This is a genomic window from Bacillota bacterium, assembly GCA_036504675.1.
Classification (GTDB): Bacteria; Bacillota; Sulfobacillia; order JAJYWN01; family JAJZPE01; genus DASXUT01.
The window spans coordinates 1-16,736 of sequence record DASXUT010000077.1 but is presented as its reverse complement, the minus strand read 5'-3'; the positions used below and the strand labels follow the sequence as shown (position 1 = coordinate 16,736).

Genomic DNA, 16,736 nt, shown 5'->3' with positions numbered 1-16,736 from the left:
CTGGCCCAGGAGGTCCTGACTGTCGGCGGGGTCGTCGCCACGGTCGACCCCGACCGCTGCGCCGCCTGCCTGACCTGCGTCCGCGTCTGCCCCTTCACCGTCCCGCGGATCAACCTCGACGGAGTGGCCGAGATCGACCCGGTCCAGTGCCGCGGCTGCGGCACCTGCGCCGGGGAGTGCCCGGGCAAGGCCATCCAGCTGCCCCAGTACAAGGACCACCAGATCGCGGCGATGCTCCGGAGCCTGGTGGCGGGAGGGGATTGAGGGGCCTGGTAGCCCGAGTGGCCCAGAGTCGACCGGGCCTGAGTGCCCAGAGCAGACTGGATTGGACGCAAAGCCGGGTCGCTGTGGCGGCCCGGCTTTTGGCGCGGTGGGGATTAAGGTTTGAACATGGTTGTGCCACAGTTGTTATCGCCACGGATGACCAGACTAGGGGTGGAACGCCCTCGTCAGGTGGCGGGCCACATCAGGGCCGTCTTCCTCCTGATCCGGCTCCCCTATGACCACTTCCCCGACCTCGACCACATCCCGGACTGACCAGTCCTCGACCGCCTTGAGGAGGGCGTTGAGGGCTTCCTTCCCGGCGGTCCCGAAGTTGACCCGGAAGGCCGCGCCCCGGTCGTCGACGGTCAGGTCGCTGAGGAAACGGGCGTGCCCTCCGAACTTCCCGGTGACGGCCGATTGGTACCAACGCATGACAGCCTCATGGAGGTCGGCCGCTTCGTGGTTTCCCAGAGGCGCCGAAAGCCTAACCGCCAACGAGACTCTCTCCCAGGCCAACTCACCGTGAGGCCTGATCTTCAGGAGCACCCCGATTCCCCCGTTCCCAAGCTATCGACCACCTGCCTATATGCCTTCGGAGGACTCCTTGCCATTATGTCCAGTTTCTGGACAGCGGCGGCCGATTAGTTGATGGTAAAACGGCCGAGGCCTGGCGGCTCTAGCAGCCCCTGGCCTCGGTGTATGGGTGCCGACTGACACGGGTTCACCCCTGTGTTGGTCTATCCCTCACTCTGGCTCTTGCCAGTCGGGGGTCTTGCCCGTCAAGTTCCGCTCGGCAAGATCGTCTGGGTGCCAGAAGGCGAGGAATTCGAAGCTCTCGCCCAAGATGGAGGCGGCCGATCCGCTCCCACCTCTCCCCGTCATGTAGCAACCACAGGGCTTGATTCTCCTAACCGCGTCCGGAGTGCCGCTTCGGAAACGATTGCTGTTATGAGGGAATGTCCCTCATTCCGCGGTCTTCTTCTCGGTCGCGGACCTGTTGAACCTCGATGCGGACCTCCTGTGCTTCGATACCACCTCCACCTATTTCGAGACGGAGGACGAAGACCCGGACGAGGACGGGAAGACCGCTTTCCGCAGCGCGGGCACTCCAAGGACCACCGGCCGGACCTGCCGCAAGCGGTCGTCAATCGCCGATAACGACCCGGCCAACCGATTCTGAGCCACCCCTCAAGCACCGCGAGCCCGCCTCCCAAGATGGACAGCGGGCTCTTCTCCTTGAACCGCCGTGCCCTCTTGGGCCGCCAGAGAATGGATTCGCGTCAATCACCTCGTGCCGGTTGCTGGGACCCGGTGGCTGATACTTTGTCGCCCTCGGTCCTGCCTGCCTAGACCTCTCCCAGTGGGACAGGGACAGGTTGGAACGAAAAGGTCCCGCGCGGTCAGGCGATCAAGAACCCCGGGGAACCAAGACATGAGTGGACCGACACGGTCCCGATACAACAAGGCCAGGCGGCTTGATTGCCGCCTGGCCTTTGACCCGTGTTGTCCTTTGCCGCCGGAACGTAGCCCCTTCTTGGATTACGCCAACCTCTCCTTGAGCAGCATCGTCAAGTCCGGCTGGCCGATCTCCTGGAGGTCGTAGCGGACTCGCACGGCCGGCTTGTTGAACTTGGCGACCCGCCTCAGGTCGATCGGGGTGGCCACGATGATCAGGTCGCAGTCGACGGCGTTTATCGTCGCCTCAAGCTCACGGACCTGCTTGGGCCCGTAGCCCATGGCCGGCAGGACATTGGAGAGATGGCGGTACTTGTCATAGGTCGCGGCGATCGAGCCGACGGCGTAGGCGCGCGGGTCGATGATCTCGGCCGCCCCGAACTTGCGGGCGGCGACGACACCGGCGCCGTAGGTCATCTCGCCGTGGGTTGTCGTCGGGCCGTCCTCGATGACCAGGACGCGCTTGCCGCGGATCTGCTCGTATCCCTCGACGCTGACCGGCGAGGCCCCGTCGACGACGGCGGCCCGCGGGTTGGTCTCGGCGATGTTCTTGCGGACGGTGGCCACGCCCTCGGGGGCGGCCGTGTCGATCTTGTTGATCACGACGATGTCGGCCATCCTCAGGTTGACCTCGCCCGGGTGGTACTTCAGCTCATGGCCGGGGCGGTGCGGGTCGACCAGGGTGATCATCACGTCGGGGCGGTAGAACGGGAAGTCGTTGTTGCCGCCGTCCCAGAGGACGACATCGGCCTCCTGCTCGGCCTGGCGGAGGATCTTCTCGTAATCGACCCCGGCGTAGACGATCACGCCGCGATCGATGTGGGGCTCGTACTCCTCGCGTTCCTCGATGGTGCATTCGTGCTTATCGAGGTCGGCGTAGGTCGCGAAGCGCTGGACGGCCTGCTTGACCAGGTCGCCGTAGGGCATCGGGTGGCGGATGGCGACGACCTTCTTGCCCATCCCCTTGAGGATCTCGGCCACCCGGCGGGTGGTCTGGCTCTTGCCGACGCCGGTCCGGACGGCGCACACGGCAACCACGGGCTTCACCGACTTGAGCATCGTCTTGTCCGGGCCGAGCAGTCGGAAGTCGGCCCCGGCGGCCTGGACCATCGAGGCCTTGTGCATCAGGATGTCATAGTTCACATCGCTGTAGGAGAAGACCGCCTCGTCGACCTTCAGTTCCTTGATCAACTTGACCAGGTCGTCCTCGGGGTGGATGGGGATGCCCTTGGGATACAGCTTTCCGGCCAGCTCGGCTGGATAGCGCCGGCCGGCGATGTCCGGGATCTGGGTGGCCGTGAAGGCGACCACCTCATACCCCTCGTTGTCCCGGTAGAACGTGTTGAAGTTGTGGAAGTCGCGTCCCGCGGCTCCCATGATCAGGACCCGTGTCTTGTTCATGGTTCTCCTCCCCCGCGGGGCCCTTTGGGCCCCGACGATCAGCTCGGTGTGGTGGAACCGCGCCCGGGCGGCCGGCCGTCTAGAGCAACAGGGCCAGGATGGCCTTCTGGACGTGGAGTCGGTTCTCGGCCTCGTCGAAGATGACCGAGTGCGAACCGTCGGCCACCTCGTCGGTGACCTCCTCGCCGCGGTGGGCCGGCAGGCAGTGCATGAAGAGGCAGTCCTTCTTGGCCGCCTTGATCAGCTTGGGGTTGACCTGGAAGGGCTTCATGATCTTGACCCGCTTGTCGTGCTCGGCCTCCTGTCCCATGCTGGCCCAGGTGTCGGTGTAGATGACGTCGGCCCCGTCGACCGCCACATACGCGTCGTTGCCAACCTCGATCGTCGAGCCGCTTGCGGCCGCGTCTTCCTTGGCCAGCTTGACTACGTCCTTGTTGGGCTCGTAGCCCTCGGGGGTGGCCACGGCGACGTCCATCCCCACCTTGGAACAACCGAACAGGAGGGAATGGGTGACGTTGTTGCCGTCGCCGACGTAGGCCAGCTTCATCCCTTCGAGCTGGTTCTTCTTCTCCTTGATGGTCAGCAGGTCGGCCAGGATCTGGCACGGGTGGAGCAGGTCGGTCAGACCGTTGATCACTGGGATGCCGGCGTACTGGGCTAGGTCGGTGACGTCCTTGTGGTCGAAGGTCCGGATCATGATCCCATCGAGGTAGCGGGAGAGGACTCTGGCCGTGTCGGCGATCGTCTCGCCGCGCTTCAACTGCAGGTCGTTCGAGCTCAGATAGAGGGCATGGCCGCCGAGCTGGAACATGGCCACCTCGAAGGAGACCCGGGTCCTGGTGGAAGCTTTGGTGAAGATCATCCCGAGGGTCTTGCCCTTGCAGAGCGAAGCCTCGTCACCGGCCTTGCGGCGCAGCTTCAAGTGGGCCCCCAGGTCGATGATTTGCTCGATCTCCTCCCTCGTCAGGTCGTGAAGGGAGATCAGGTCCTTGCCCCGCATGTCAACGCTCATATCACTCGGCCTCCTCCGGCAGTTATTCGCGAATCCTAAGTTCGCGGCTCATGACCGCCTGACCTCCCCGACGAAGGGCGCCTCGGTCCCACACGACTGGCAGCGGCCTTCCTCGAGGTGGAAGTCGGTCAGGGCCATCCCGTCTCGCTGGGCGATCACCTCACCGCACGCTTCGCAGAAGGTGTCGCTCCCCTCCACTCCCCCGATGTTCCCGATGTAGACGTGCTTGAGCTTTTTCCTGGCGATCTCCCGGGCCCGCTTCAGCGTACTCCCGGGGGTCGGCGGCAGGTCCAGCTTGTACTGGGGGAAGTAGCGTGAGAAGTGCAGGGGGATCCGCGGGTCCACGCCGGCCATCCAGTCGACCAGGGCCGCGGTCTCCGCCGGGTCGTCGTTCTGGGTCGGGATGATCAGGTTGGTCACCTCGACGTGGACCCCGGCGGCATGGGCCCGCTCCACGGTATGCAGGACCGGCTCCCGACGGCCCAAACAGACCCGCCGGTAAAAGCGCTCGGTGAAGCCCTTGACGTCGACGTTCATCGCGTCGATGAGGGGCAGGATCTTCTCCAGCGGCTCCGGGTTGACGTAGCCGTTGGTGACGAGGACGTTCTTCAAGCCCTTGTCCTTGGCCAGGCGGGCGCAGTCGTAGACGTACTCGTACCAAATGAACGGCTCTGAATAGGTGTAGGCCAGGCCGATACAGAAGTGGTCCGGGTCCTTGGCCGCCCGCTCGGCGGTGGCCACCGCCTGGGCCGGCTCGAGTTCGGCCGTTGGGGCCTCCTGCTGGGAGATCTCCCAGTTCTGACAGAACGAGCAGTGCAGGTTGCAGCCGAAGGTGCCCAGAGAGAAGATGTAGGCGCCGGGGTAGAAGTGGTACAGCGGCTTCTTCTCGATGGGGTCGAGCCCGTGGGAAGCGACCTTACCATAGTTCATCGAGAAGAGGCGCCCGTCGACGTTCTTCCGAGCCCGGCAGGCCCCCAGTTTCCCCGGGGCGATCTTGCAGAGGACCGGGCAGAGGACGCAGTCGACCCGGCCCTCCGGTCCCTTCTGCCAGAACATCGCGTCGTGCATGGCCGTCACCCGCCCCCCCTTAGTGGAAACGCTCGACCTCGAAGCGGAACAGGAGGACGTCCCGCTCGGAGGGGGCGATGCCGGCTTTCTGCCTGGCGATGCGGACCTGCTCCTCGGCCGAATGGATGCCTTCCAGGTGGGGCAGGAGCAGCCCGGAGCGGCCGCCCTTCTGGACGATCACCCCGTACCGCTCCGGATCGAGCTCGTCGAGGCCGGAGATGGGCTCGGCCGGCTTCAGGACGTCGACCGAATACTCTAGGTCGTCGAGGTCCTTGGGTTCGACCGGGTCGAAGCGCGGGTCGTGGGTCCCGGCGCTGATGGCGTTCTGGGCGATCTCCTCGACGACGCTGGCCGTGGTCGGCTCGGTGGTCCCGATGCACCCGCGGAGTTCGCCGTGCTTGTGGAGGGAGACGAAGGCCCCGGCCCGCTCCTTGGTCCATGGTTCGAGGTCGGCGCCTGAAGGCCCGGCGGGTCGGCGGCCGTCCCGGACATATCCCTCGAGGGTCTCGCGGGCCATCCGGACCAGGGGATGCTGCTTCTGGCGCCGCTCTTCAAGGCGGGCCCCCCGCCTGTCGAAGAGCCCGCGCCCGATGGCCCGCGCTTCATCCCTGGCCCCCGGGGCGAACGAGGCGACCATGTAGCCGACTCCGAAGGGGCCTTCGTAGGAGAGGACCTCGGGGGTCAGCCGGCGGCCATCGAGGGCCCCGAAGAGCATGACGATGGGACGGTAACCGCACTCCCCGGCCCGCTCGATGAGATCGGCGTCGATGCCCAGGAGACGCTCGACGTCGCCCTTTTCAACGGCTTCCTCGACGGCTTGGTCGAAGCGTTTGGCCTCGGGGTCGTAGCCGGCCGGCGCCTCCGGTAGGAGCCGGTGGGATAAGTCCCCGGAGGCGATGAGGACGACCCGCCGGCCCGATTCCCTGGCGGCCCGGGCGATCCCCTGCCCGAAGGCGAACAGTTCCTCGTAGGGGAGGTAGGCCATGGCCATGGCCACCAGCTTGGCGTCGACCCCCTGCTCGTCCAGGTAGTACAGGGGGACGAGGACCCCGTGGTCGAGCTTCTCGCTGATCCCGTAGTCGCCGGCCGTCCGCCGGTCGATCCTCACCGTGTGCTGGCCGAGCTTGCGGGCCTCTTGCTCGATCAGGGCGACCAGGTCGAGGTCGTTCTCGCGGCTGATGGCCACCTTGCCCGCCCCGAAGGACGAGAAGCTCCCCTCCAGCTTGGGCTCGGCCAGGATGGCCGTGGCGTCCCGGAAGACCGGGGCGTGCGGGCTGATGATGATGACCGTGTCCGGCCGGGCGGCCTTGACCCGGCGGGCCAGTTCCTGTAAGGCCTCGCGGGTCCGCCTGGCCCGCGCGACCTCGCCCTGGCCGACCTCCGGGACGATGATCGGGGGGTGCGGCGACAGGCCGGCCATGACGATCCCCCGGGAAACGTCGGACGCCTCCAACTTCGGCACCATCCTTTCCTCCGGTGCGCGACTGGCCGCGGCCGCCGGCCGCCTCCGAGGGGTTTATACATTTCTGCATAAGCCCTTCCAAATCCTGCTTCGTCTGGCGGGTCCGGGCCGTCAACGCCGGGTATAGTGTGCTTCCCAGTTCGACCGGCGAAACCAAAGGCCCCCGCCGGTCGGGGACCTCCAGTCCGCTCGAAGTTGACCCTTCTCAGCTGGCCGGCTTGGCCTCGCCCAGGCCGGACCGCCGTCGTATCTCCTCGGCCAGGACCGAGAAGTCAAGATTGCCGCCGGAGATGATCACCGCCACCCGCCGGTCGCGGAATTCTTCCGGGTGGTCCATCAGGTAGGCCGCCCCGACGGCCCCGGACCCTTCGGCGATGACCTTGTCTTCCATGACCAGCCTGACGATGGCCGCCCGGACCGTCTCCTCGTTGACGTCCTCGGTGACGTCCAGGACCTGGCGGGCATGGGCGAAGCCGATGGCCCCGATCCCTCCGATGAGCCCCTCGCAGATGGACGGGTCGGACGGGTAGGCCTCGTAGCAGACGTTGTCCCGGAGCGAGGCGGTCAGGGCCGGGCTGGCCTGACTCTGCAGACCGTAGATCCTGGCCCGTGGCCGGGCGTCCCGGATGACCGTGCCGACGCTGGTCGCGAGCCCACCACCACCGAACGGGACGACCATCGTGTCGAGGTCCGGGAAGTCCTCCAGGATCTCGTAAGCGATCGACCCATGCCCGGCCACGGCCACCGGGTCGGAGGACGAGTCGACGTAGACCTTGCCGGTCTCCTCGGCCCGGGCTTTGGCCCGCTGGTAGGCGTCGTCGTAGTCCCGGCCCTCAAGGTTCAGGGCGGCCCCGAGCCGCCTGATCCGCTCGACCTTCGTGGCCGGGGTCGTCCGCGGGGCGTAGACCTCGACCTCAATCCCCCAACGGTGGCCGCAGTAGCTGGCGGCGATACCGTGGTTTCCGGAGGAGGCGACGACGATGCCCCGCCGGCGATCCTCGTCGCTCATCGTCAGGACCCGGTTGATCATCCCCCGGACCTTGAAGGCGTTGAGGATCTGCTGGCACTCCAGCTTCAGACGGACGTCGGCGCCACAAAGGTCGCTGAGAAAGGTCGATCTGATCAGCGGCGTGCGATAGACATGCGGAGCGATCCTCTCCCGAGCTTGTTTGATCTGGTCGAGGCTGATCACGGCGACGCACCTCCCAGGGACACCTGAGCCACGTAGGGCGAGGTCATGGCCTGCAGCATGGCGGCGTACTTGGTCCAAAAGCGAATCTCGTCCCCCAGCCTGACGGTCTGGGCGGCGTCGGTGACATCGACGATGAGATGATCGCTGGACGCTCCCAGGATGATCATCCCCGGATCCACCGGGATGAGGTTCTCGGGGCTGCAGTCCTGACGGCCCAAAGCCAGGAGGGCCCGCCGGCGGACTCCCCTGTCGGTGAATTGCGGGACGTTCCAGAAGGCGTCCCGGCCGATCTCCCCCTCGGGTAGGGATGGCTTCTCCTTGACCTCGATGACCTCGGCGACGACGATGAAGGCGTCTTGAGCCGTACCGGGGATGGCCCGCCCATGGGCGGCCTCGACCCCGCGAAGGAGCGCCTCTCCCAGGCGGAGCTGGGTTACCCCCCGGGGGATGGTCCTGTCGAGGACCAGGGGCAGGCTCGAGGAGTTGCCCCCGGAGACGACCGGGACGGCCAGTCCGAGTTCCCGGCGGACCTTCGCGGCCAGTACGACCAGGCGGCCAAGGTTCACCGGGGTCGGGATGACCGCCCCGTAACAAGTCAGATTGACCCCGAGTCCGTCGAGGGTCAAGCCCGGCAAGTCGGCGACCAAACGGGCCGCCTCCGGGACGGCCTCGGGTAGCAGTCCTTCGCGCCGGTCACCGAGCTCGACCATGAGGACCACCCCGTGCGGCCGCCCGGCCGCCGCGGCCGCCCGTGACAGCAGTCTGAGCGTCTCGGGCTCTGAGTTGAGGCTGTTGTCGGCCAACCTGACGGCCTCATCGACGCGGCTCGGGCTGGGCAATCGGAGGAGGGTGTAGTGGGTCTCGAGGCCGGCCTGGCGCAACCTGGCCAGGTTCTCGAGGCGGGAGTCGGCCAGGCCGCTCACCCCGCCGGCCAGCATCGCCTTGGCCACGTCGGGTCTGGCCACGGCCCCCTTGGTCACCCCGATGACGTCGCCCACGCCGGCCTGACGGCAAAGGTCGACGAGGACCCCGGCGTTGTGCCTGATCTTCGCGAGGTCGATTTCGATGCGCGGCGTCGGGCCCGGCAAGGTGCTTCCTCTCCTCCCCGCCCGGGCCCAGCCCAATCGCTAAAGGCCCAGGCTTTCCCTCATCAGCGCCACGGCGGCGTCCGGATGCTCGGCCGCCAACACCCCACAGGAAGCCATGATGTAGTCGTCATCGAGGAGGACCTTGGCCTCCGGACCGGGGAGCAATTCCTTGCCGGGAACGCCGAGACGCATCGCCCCCAGGGCCTCCGCCCCTCCCGGCAGCCGGGTCAGGGCCCCGCCGGTGCCGATCAGCCAGCGCACGGCGGTCAGGTCCTTGCCCTCGGCCACCGTCGTCCGACCGGTCGGGCCGTAGAGGTAGCGCAGGCGGCCGGCGTGGCGGAGGAGCCCGACCCTGACCGCCTCCCGGGTCAATCGGGAGGCGTAGGCCCGCTCCAGGTCGGTCTCGGGAATCGGTTTGGCCAGGCCGGGCAGGGCGGGTTCGGGCACCCCCAGCTCGGCCGCCAGGTCGGCCGGCCCGATCAGCTCGATGACGTTGGCGGCGTTGACAAAGACCCCCAGGTCGCCCTCGACCGTGCGTTTGGCCAGAGGTTCGGGGGCGACCAGAAGGCGGCTGGTCTCCTTGGCCCCTTCGGTCACCGAATGAACGTCGGTCGTGGCCCCCCCGACATCGACGACCACCAGGTCGCCAATGGCCTTGCGGAGAAGCACGGCCATGTTCATGACCGCCCCGGGGGTCGGGATGATCGGCCCGTCGACCAACTCGCGGACGCGGTCCATGCCGGGCGCCCCCACGATGTGTTCTTCGAAGACCTTTTGGATCACCCGCCGGGTGGGCTCGATGACCATGTCGTCCAGCCGTGGATAGACGTTGTCGACCGGGTGGACTTTGATCCCGGCGCGGGTGAGGATTCCGACGACCTCGTTGCGGGCGGCCACGTTGCCGGCGTAGACGACCGGGGCCGAAAGGCCGATGCCGGCCAGCCGGCGGGCGTTCGTGACGACCGTGACCCGCTCGCCGTAGTCGACCCCGCCGGCCAGGAGGACGATGTTCGGGCCGATCCCTTCGATAGTCTCGAGATCCGAGTCGGTCAGTTCGCCGGCGGTGACGAAGCGGAGGATCGCCCCCGCCCCCAGGGCGGCCTCCCGGGCGGCCTTGACGGTCATGTCCCGGACCAACCCGTGGACGGTCATCCGAAGCCCGCCGGCCGCGCTGGAACTGGCCATCATCCGCCGCCAACGGACCGGCCGGCCGAGGGCCCGGCCCAGGTCGTCGACGGCTCCCCGCAGGCCGATGGTCACGTCCCCGGCGCGGACGCTGGTGGGGGCCCGGCCACTGGCGACGAGGAGCGGACGGCCACCCCCGGGAAGATCAAAGGCGCTGACCTTCGTCGTCGTGCTGCCGACTTCGGCCACCAGCAGGTCGGCCTGAAGCTCGTCGTTCACGGCTTGGCGACGGACTCCCCGCGCTCTTGGCGGCGGTGGCGGACGATGAAGCTGGCCACGTCGTGGCCCTTGGTCCCCCGCCCGAAGCCGGCGTCGAGCCCGCACTCCTTGGCGACCTCGTCGCCGATCAAGGTCCCGCCGCCGATCAGGAGGAGCTGGTCCCGTATTCCTTTTTCGACACAAAGACCATTTAGCCTTTTCATGTTTGTCCGATGAATGTCGGCGTGGGTGATGATCGTACTCACCAGGACGGCCTGGGAGTTGGTCTCGATGGCCGCGTCGATGACCTTCTCCACCGGGACCGAGGTCCCGAGGTAATGGACCTTGACCCCGTACTTCTCGATCCCGCCGTGCTTGATGTCGAGGATCTCGCGCATCCCCACGGAGTGCTCGTCCTGGCCGATCGTCGCCGCCACCACGGTCAGCGGGCGGGCCTCGATTTCCTCCCGGATCTCGTCATCCGACAGGGGTATGGGCCTTTTCGGGATGGTCAGGGAGGCCGGGTCGAGGTCGAAGTCGACCACCCCCTTGACCTCGACCAGGGTCCCCTCGGCCGGATGGAGGACCAGGTGGTGGATGACCTCGGGATCGGCCAGACCGAGCCTTCTGGCGATCTCCAGGGCGGCGGCCTCGGCCACCTCTTCGCGGGCCGGGAGGAAGAGGGTCAGGGTGACGATCCCATCGGCGGACCATTGGACCTCCGGCCGCAGGAGACCCTTCCGACGGTACTCCGCCCGCTCGGCCAGGCGAACCTCGACGTTGTCCCGCTCGTCCAGCTCGTCGACGAAGACGATCTTCGCCGGGTCGCAGAGGGTGCACCCGCCGATCAGGTCGCACGGCCGGGCCGATCCGGCCTCGACCCGCTCCTCGAGGTCCTTCGGCAGGCGGTTGTGGCCGAAGTGGGCGCAGACCGGGGCCATGTAGTCCGGGTCGCGGGGGACGATCGAGCCGACCCCGACCCCGCCGTCGATGGCCCGGACGATGCCGTCGCCCTTGCGCTCGGGATAGAACCCCGAATCCACGAAGAAGCCTTCCTCGACGGCCTTGAAGTAGCCCCCGATGTCGAGGATCTCTTCCATGAATAGAACGGCGCGCTCCTTGAGCTCACGGACGGCCGGCCCGAGGGGCCCCTCGAAGTCCAGAGAAACCAGCCGGCTCAGCCCGTCCATCCCATCCATGGCCTGCTTGGCCGTGTCGACGGCGTGGACGTTGTTGTAGTGCCAGGGGACGTTGCGGCCCTCGTCCGGGGTGATCGTGCTCTGCACGTCGGCCGACGTCAGCCTGGAGATGAGCAGGTCCAGGACGTGGGTGACGGTGGCCTCGCGGGTGTCTGACTCGATGTAGCGGGTGTTCATCTGGGCCCGGAAGCGATAGCCCCGGAACAGCTGCCGGAGGGCGACGGCGTAGGGCAGGTCCATCCGGACTGAGGGTGCCGGCGGGGCGGTCGGCGGGACGGTCGACAGGGCGATATAGTCCCTGTCCATCCCCGCCTTGACCGAGTAGGCGCTGTTTATGGCGTGCTGGACCATCAGTTCGGGCATGACCTTCCAGGCTTCCCGGGCGGTGGCGTTGGCGTTGTGGGCCCCGTCGATCTGCAGCATCTGGCGGGCGGCCATGATCTTCTTGGCCACCGCCGCGTCGACGAAGGAACGGAGCATGTTGATGTTCCGATAGAGGACGTTGTACTGTGGGTCCTGATGGGCCCCGTTGACCCCTTCCTCGGCGAAGAGGACGGCCACCTCCGGCCCGGCCACGCCGCTGACGTAGGAGTGGAAGTTGATCGGGCGCCCGACCTCGTCCTCAATCAGGTCGAGGGCCTTGCGGGTGGCCCGGAGTTGCTTGCGGGTGATCGGCACGCCCCCGATCCCCTCGGGGGTGCCTTCGATCAGCCCGTCGAAGTGGCTCTGCCCGACCGTTCGGATGATCATCATGTGGTCGGCCCCGTGCCAGGCGGCCATCCGCATTCGCCGGAGGTCGTCCTCGAAGCGCCCGGAGGCGATCTCGGTGGTGATTATCGACTCCGGCTGAGGGTCGATGTTCCCGAAGTACTTGGCCGCCGGCAGGGGGATGCTCCGGTCGAGCGGCTGGGCCGCCTGGTAGTAGACAAACGGCCCGGCGGTCAGCCGGCCGCCCGGCGGTTCATCCCGCCAGTGCCAGCCGTGGCGGCGGGGCCGGTAGTCTTGGAGGTCGCTGAGGATGGCCTCGACGTCCAAGCGCTCCTGCGGGTCCAGTCGCTCGAGCACCCGGGTCACCTCCCCGCGGCCGGGCGGGATACCTCCGGCCCGGTGAAAAGGTCGACGGCTTCGTCCCAGTGGCGCCCTTCGGCCAGGGCTTTGCCCGCCTCCCGATACTCCGTCCCAATGGCCCGTGACACCTTCCAGACCACGTGGCCGGCTCCCTTGCCCAGCAGCCGGTGATCCAGGCATTTCTGGACGATGGCCCCGGCCTCGGCGTCGGAGAAGCCCATCCGCAGGAGGACCGAGCGTTCGATGGACGGGGAGGTGTAGCGGCGGGCCAGTTCTACCAAGGGGCCGACGACGCGGTCCGTCATCTCCCAGAACCGTCTTTCGAGTCCCTCGTCGGACAGGCCGGCGATCTTCTTGCGTCTGACCATGAAGTCGTCTTCGCGCTGCAAGGAAACACCCCCGGAAGGAGAATCAATCTGGCCCACTCACCCCGAGATCGACCAGGGCGGCCTGGACGAACTCCCGCGGGGCCCGGGTCTCCTCCATCAAGAAGGCCACCTCGATCGGGTCGACCCGCCTGACCCCGCTGGCCTCGATGGCGTTACGCAGGTATGACCGGCGGAGACGGTCGAGGTCGACCTGTCGGGCCTGGATCTGCTCCGGACGCTCCGGGATGACGATCCGCTTCCCGGGCACGTTCTCCCGTGGGTCCCCGCGCCTGACCTCCACCCCGTTCTCTCTGGCCAGGGTCAGTTGAGCCGTGGGGTGCTTGCCGGCCCCGGTGTACTCGGTCTCCTGGACCACCACCACTTGGTCCTCGTCGAGGTCGCGGGCCAAAGCGATGGCCGCGGTCAGCGAGGTGTTGCCGGCCGGGCCCCGTTCGAGGCCTTCCAGCTGGGCCAGGGCCTCGGTGACGTAGAAGACCTCGCCCTGGGTAACGGTGACGTAGCGGTCCAGATAGCGCAGGGGCCGGGCGGCGTTGCGGGGCACATCCGACCGGTCCGGCCAGGTGGCAAAGGGCACGCCGAAGCCGGTGTGCCCGGTGGTGAAGGACTTCCGGTTGAAGTCGGCGTCCGAGGCCATGTGCAGACCGGCCAGGTCGACGCTGGCCCCGACGACGACCGCGCCGGGACAGCCGGCCGCCCTCAACCCGCGGGCCGTCCCGGTCACGTTGCCCCCACCGGCGTGGGTGATGACGACCATGTCCGGTTGGCGCCCCTCCCGGTCGGCCAGGTCCTCGACGATTTCGACGCCGAGGGTCTCGATGCCGACGATGCTGAACGGGGTGTATAGGGAGGCGTTGAAGTAACCGGTCTCCTCGAGGAGGAGCAAGAAGACATAGAACAGCTCGGGGCCGACGGACAGCTGGAGGACTTCGGCCCCGTAGGCCTCGCAGGCCCGGCCCTTCTCGATGATCTCGGGCTGGCCGACCCTGCGGCTGTCGTAGACCTCCTGGACGATGATGGCCGCCAGACGACGCATGGCGGCCATCGAGGCCACCGCCGCCCCGTAGTTGCCGCTGGTCGCGGCGATGACCCCTTTGTAGCCGCCGGCCTGCGCGTGATAGATCGAAACCGACGCCCGGCGGGCCTTGAAGCTGCCGGAGGGGTTGGCCGCCTCGTCCTTGAGGAAGATCCGCGCCCCCTTGCCCCGGTGGGCCGTCCGTCGGACGACCTCGGTGATGTTCTTCAACTCGATCAGGGGAGTATGGCCCACGGCGTTGGCTTCCTGGATCCGCCGGATCTCCTCCAGGCCGTAACCGACTTCCTCCATCATCCGCTCGTAGTCGAAAGCCAAAGGGCCGCGGGCGTAACGGTCGTAGTCGATGCCCACGGCCCGCTTCATGATCTCGTTCTTGCGGGCCATCACCGCGCCGGGGCTGGTCCGGTCGCCGGTCATCGGGGTCGCCTCCCGGCCAGGAACTCGCGAAGCTCGGGCCCGATGGTCAGGAGCTCCGGAATGGGGGATCCGAAATCGTGCTCGTAGCGAGGATTGACGGCCAGGAGGCATCCGGTCATCTCCCGGCCGATGATGGTCCGGATGGTCACCTCGTCACCCAACCTCGCGTCGTGGTCCAGGAAACCCTTGGCCCACAGCTCCAAGGGCACCCGCTGGGTCTCTTCGGGCACCTGGGGGGCCCGCTGACCGGGCGGCAGAATCACCCGGTGGATCTGAACCCAGCTGCCCCGCTTGACGACGGCTTCCACGACGCCACCCCCCGTGCCCCGGCCCCGCCGGTGAGTCTCGTGCCGGCGGTCCTTAGCGGTGCCGGCCGGCCTTTCCCAAGTCCCCCATGATCGCCCGCGGGACGGGCAGGTCGGCCATGGTCACCAGGCCGGGCTCGGCCGCCACGACCAGGGGGATCATGTTCACGGCCACGGCGATGGTCCCCTGGCCGCCCGGGATCTCCGGCTTATTGGCGAAGTTCAGGTCCGGCCTACCCTCGACCCAGATGTAGTCACCCGTCTCGACGCCCTCGAGGCCGGGGTGGATCTGCTGAGGGTGCTCGAGGGTAATGACCTCGCGGCCGTCAATGAAGCCCCGGCCGATATGGCGGCAACCGGCGACCATCCCCGGTTCCACCTTGACGTGAGGCGTCTCACGGTGGGTCTTGGAGATGATCGGTTCCCGCTCCTGCTCGATCCGGTCAAGCTCCCAGCCGATGGACTTGGCGATCATCTGCATCGACTCGGGAAAACCGATGTGCCCGACGATGGCCCCGCTCTCCAGCCCGCGCCTGAACTCGTCCGGGGTCGTGCCGACGCCCTGGGTCTTCATGACCATCGGGCCGAAGGGTGACAGGTCGTTGATCCGGGCCGCCCTGATTTTCTTGACCTCGAGGCAGGCCCCGGTCAGGGCGATGATCAGCAGGTCGAGGATGAAGCCGGGGTTGACCCCGGTCCCGAGGACGGTGACCCCTTTCTTCCTGGCCGCGGCGTCGATCTTGGCGGCCAGGTGCGGCTCACGGGCCCACGGATAGGCCATCTCCTCGGCGATGGTGACGACGCTCAGACCCGCCTCGATGGCCTGCGCGATCTCAGGTTGAACGTCCCGGGTGAAGGAGCCGGTCGATAGGAGGACGACGTCGGCCGCCCCATCGGCCCCCCGGACGGCCCCGGCGAGGTCGGCGGCCACCTTGACCCCCAGCCGGTAACCGAGGTCGGTCACCTCACCGAGGTCCCGCCCGACCTTCTGGGGTGTCCTGGCCACCGCCCCGACGCTTCTCAGGCCCTTCTTCTGGGCGACCAGGCGGACCATGCCTCCGCCCATGGCCCCGAGCCCCCAGTGGACCACGCGCACCTCTGACACACAAAACCCCTCCTTGTTCGGGTCCCGAGCCGTGATGGATGGCCCAAAGGCTGCCCTTTTCGGCAAGTCCTTCCGGTTTAGTCTTGCCCGACGCCGGGCCGTAATACGAGAAGGCCGCCCACAAGGGGCGGCGCGGTTGGGCGGCGTCCGTCTCTCCTGGCCTCGGGGCGTGCCTGCCGGTTGCTGGCCTGCTTCAGGGGTCGGGCGGCCCGGCACCCGGCGCCTTGGGTTCCTCGGCGAAGAAGCGAACCGTCCCGGTGAAGATGGCCCAAGCCAACTTGCGCTGGTGCTCCGGCTGGACCAACTGGGCGGTGTCCTTGGCGTTGCTGAGGAAGCCGACCTCGACGGTGACCGCCGGGACCTTGAGGGTCTTCAGCATGTACTGGCCGGTGGTGTCGATGGCCTGCCGCTGGGTCGGGCTCAGGCGGGCCATCTCTTCCTGAATGAGGACGGCCAACCGGCCGCTGAGGGCGTTGGCCTGGCTGCAGTAGAAGGTCTGCGGACCATTCCACTGGGAGGAGTTGGACCCATTGACGTGGATGCCGAGGTAGACGTCGGCCCCGGAGCTCTCGGTCACGCTGACCCTGGTCCTCAGGTCCAACTTCTTGCGCCGCCCGGCCTCCGCCGCTTCCTGGGAATAGCACAGGTCCGTGTCGGTTTCCCGGGTCAGGAGGACGGGCACCCCGGCCTCCATGAATAGCTTCTTCAGTTGCAGCGAGATGGCCAGGGTGAAGTCCTTCTCCTGGAGGTCGCCGGAGACCACCCCGGGATCGATGCCGCCGTGCCCCGGGTCGATGAGGACCTTCCGCCCGGCGATCGTCCGGCTGATCACCGGCCCGGCCCGCCCGGCCTGGATCAGATGGTTGGCCGAGACCACCAGGGCCGCGGCCACCGG

General features: G+C 67.5%; 15 protein-coding genes and 1 pseudogene. 2 read left to right on the top strand and 14 right to left on the bottom strand.

Going from position 1 to position 16,736, the window contains the following annotated elements; all coding sequences use genetic code 11:
- Positions 1–264, top strand: a 264-nt coding sequence (locus VGL40_05945; GenBank protein HEY3314812.1) for a 4Fe-4S binding protein, incomplete at its 5' end; no start/stop codon positions are given.
- Between the two features lie 165 nt (positions 265–429).
- Here VGL40_05945 and VGL40_05940 read toward each other — a convergent pair.
- Positions 430–759 (bottom strand): hypothetical protein, encoded by a 330-nt coding sequence (locus VGL40_05940; GenBank protein ID HEY3314811.1) that lies wholly within the window; start codon positions 757–759, stop codon positions 430–432.
- 478 nt (positions 760–1,237) lie between these two features.
- Between VGL40_05940 and VGL40_05935 the strand changes: the two are divergent.
- Positions 1,238–1,410, top strand: a pseudogene (locus tag VGL40_05935) (transposase).
- Positions 1,411–1,803: 393 nt separating this feature from the next.
- Here VGL40_05935 and VGL40_05930 read toward each other — a convergent pair.
- The 13 genes from VGL40_05930 to VGL40_05870 form a co-directional block, all read right to left on the bottom strand.
- Positions 1,804–3,120, bottom strand: coding sequence for a cyclic 2,3-diphosphoglycerate synthase (locus VGL40_05930; protein HEY3314810.1), 1,317 nt, complete (start codon positions 3,118–3,120; stop codon positions 1,804–1,806).
- A gap of 79 nt (positions 3,121–3,199) precedes the next feature.
- Positions 3,200–4,132, bottom strand: a complete 933-nt coding sequence (gene argF, locus VGL40_05925) for an ornithine carbamoyltransferase (GenBank protein HEY3314809.1) — start codon at positions 4,130–4,132, stop codon at positions 3,200–3,202.
- Between the two features lie 48 nt (positions 4,133–4,180).
- Positions 4,181–5,200: an AmmeMemoRadiSam system radical SAM enzyme gene (gene amrS, locus VGL40_05920; GenBank protein ID HEY3314808.1), complete on the bottom strand. Its 1,020-nt coding sequence runs from the start codon at positions 5,198–5,200 to the stop codon at positions 4,181–4,183.
- A gap of 19 nt (positions 5,201–5,219) precedes the next feature.
- On the bottom strand, positions 5,220–6,662 hold the full coding sequence (amrA, locus tag VGL40_05915) for an AmmeMemoRadiSam system protein A (protein HEY3314807.1): 1,443 nt from the start codon (positions 6,660–6,662) through the stop codon (positions 5,220–5,222).
- A 205-nt stretch (positions 6,663–6,867) separates the two neighbouring features.
- Complete coding sequence (locus tag VGL40_05910; GenBank protein ID HEY3314806.1) at positions 6,868–7,854, bottom strand: threonine/serine dehydratase; 987 nt, start codon at positions 7,852–7,854, stop codon at positions 6,868–6,870.
- Entirely contained in the window at positions 7,851–8,942 is a 1,092-nt protein-coding gene (locus VGL40_05905) for an alanine/ornithine racemase family PLP-dependent enzyme (GenBank protein ID HEY3314805.1), read from the bottom strand. The genes VGL40_05910 and VGL40_05905 overlap by 4 nt, the downstream gene beginning before the upstream one ends.
- A gap of 39 nt (positions 8,943–8,981) precedes the next feature.
- Positions 8,982–10,346, bottom strand: coding sequence for a GlmL-related ornithine degradation protein (locus VGL40_05900; protein ID HEY3314804.1), 1,365 nt, complete (start codon positions 10,344–10,346; stop codon positions 8,982–8,984).
- A complete protein-coding gene (oraE, locus tag VGL40_05895) occupies positions 10,343–12,589 on the bottom strand; it encodes a D-ornithine 4,5-aminomutase subunit OraE (protein HEY3314803.1) in 2,247 nt (748 codons plus the stop codon). Before oraE ends, VGL40_05900 begins: the two co-directional genes overlap by 4 nt.
- Positions 12,590–12,594: 5 nt before the next feature.
- Positions 12,595–12,981, bottom strand: coding sequence for an ornithine aminomutase subunit alpha (locus tag VGL40_05890; GenBank protein HEY3314802.1), 387 nt, complete (start codon positions 12,979–12,981; stop codon positions 12,595–12,597).
- A gap of 22 nt (positions 12,982–13,003) precedes the next feature.
- The gene (gene ortB, locus VGL40_05885) at positions 13,004–14,431 is read right to left on the bottom strand and encodes a 2-amino-4-oxopentanoate thiolase subunit OrtB (GenBank protein ID HEY3314801.1); all 1,428 of its coding nucleotides are present in this window, start codon (positions 14,429–14,431) and stop codon (positions 13,004–13,006) included.
- Positions 14,428–14,739: a 2-amino-4-oxopentanoate thiolase subunit OrtA gene (gene ortA, locus VGL40_05880; GenBank protein HEY3314800.1), complete on the bottom strand. Its 312-nt coding sequence runs from the start codon at positions 14,737–14,739 to the stop codon at positions 14,428–14,430. The genes ortB and ortA overlap by 4 nt, the downstream gene beginning before the upstream one ends.
- Before the next feature lie 52 nt (positions 14,740–14,791).
- On the bottom strand, positions 14,792–15,841 hold the full coding sequence (gene ord / locus VGL40_05875) for a 2,4-diaminopentanoate dehydrogenase (protein HEY3314799.1): 1,050 nt from the start codon (positions 15,839–15,841) through the stop codon (positions 14,792–14,794).
- 193 nt (positions 15,842–16,034) lie between these two features.
- Positions 16,035–16,736: N-acetylmuramoyl-L-alanine amidase (locus VGL40_05870; GenBank protein ID HEY3314798.1), on the bottom strand; the 702-nt coding region annotated here is incomplete at its 5' end.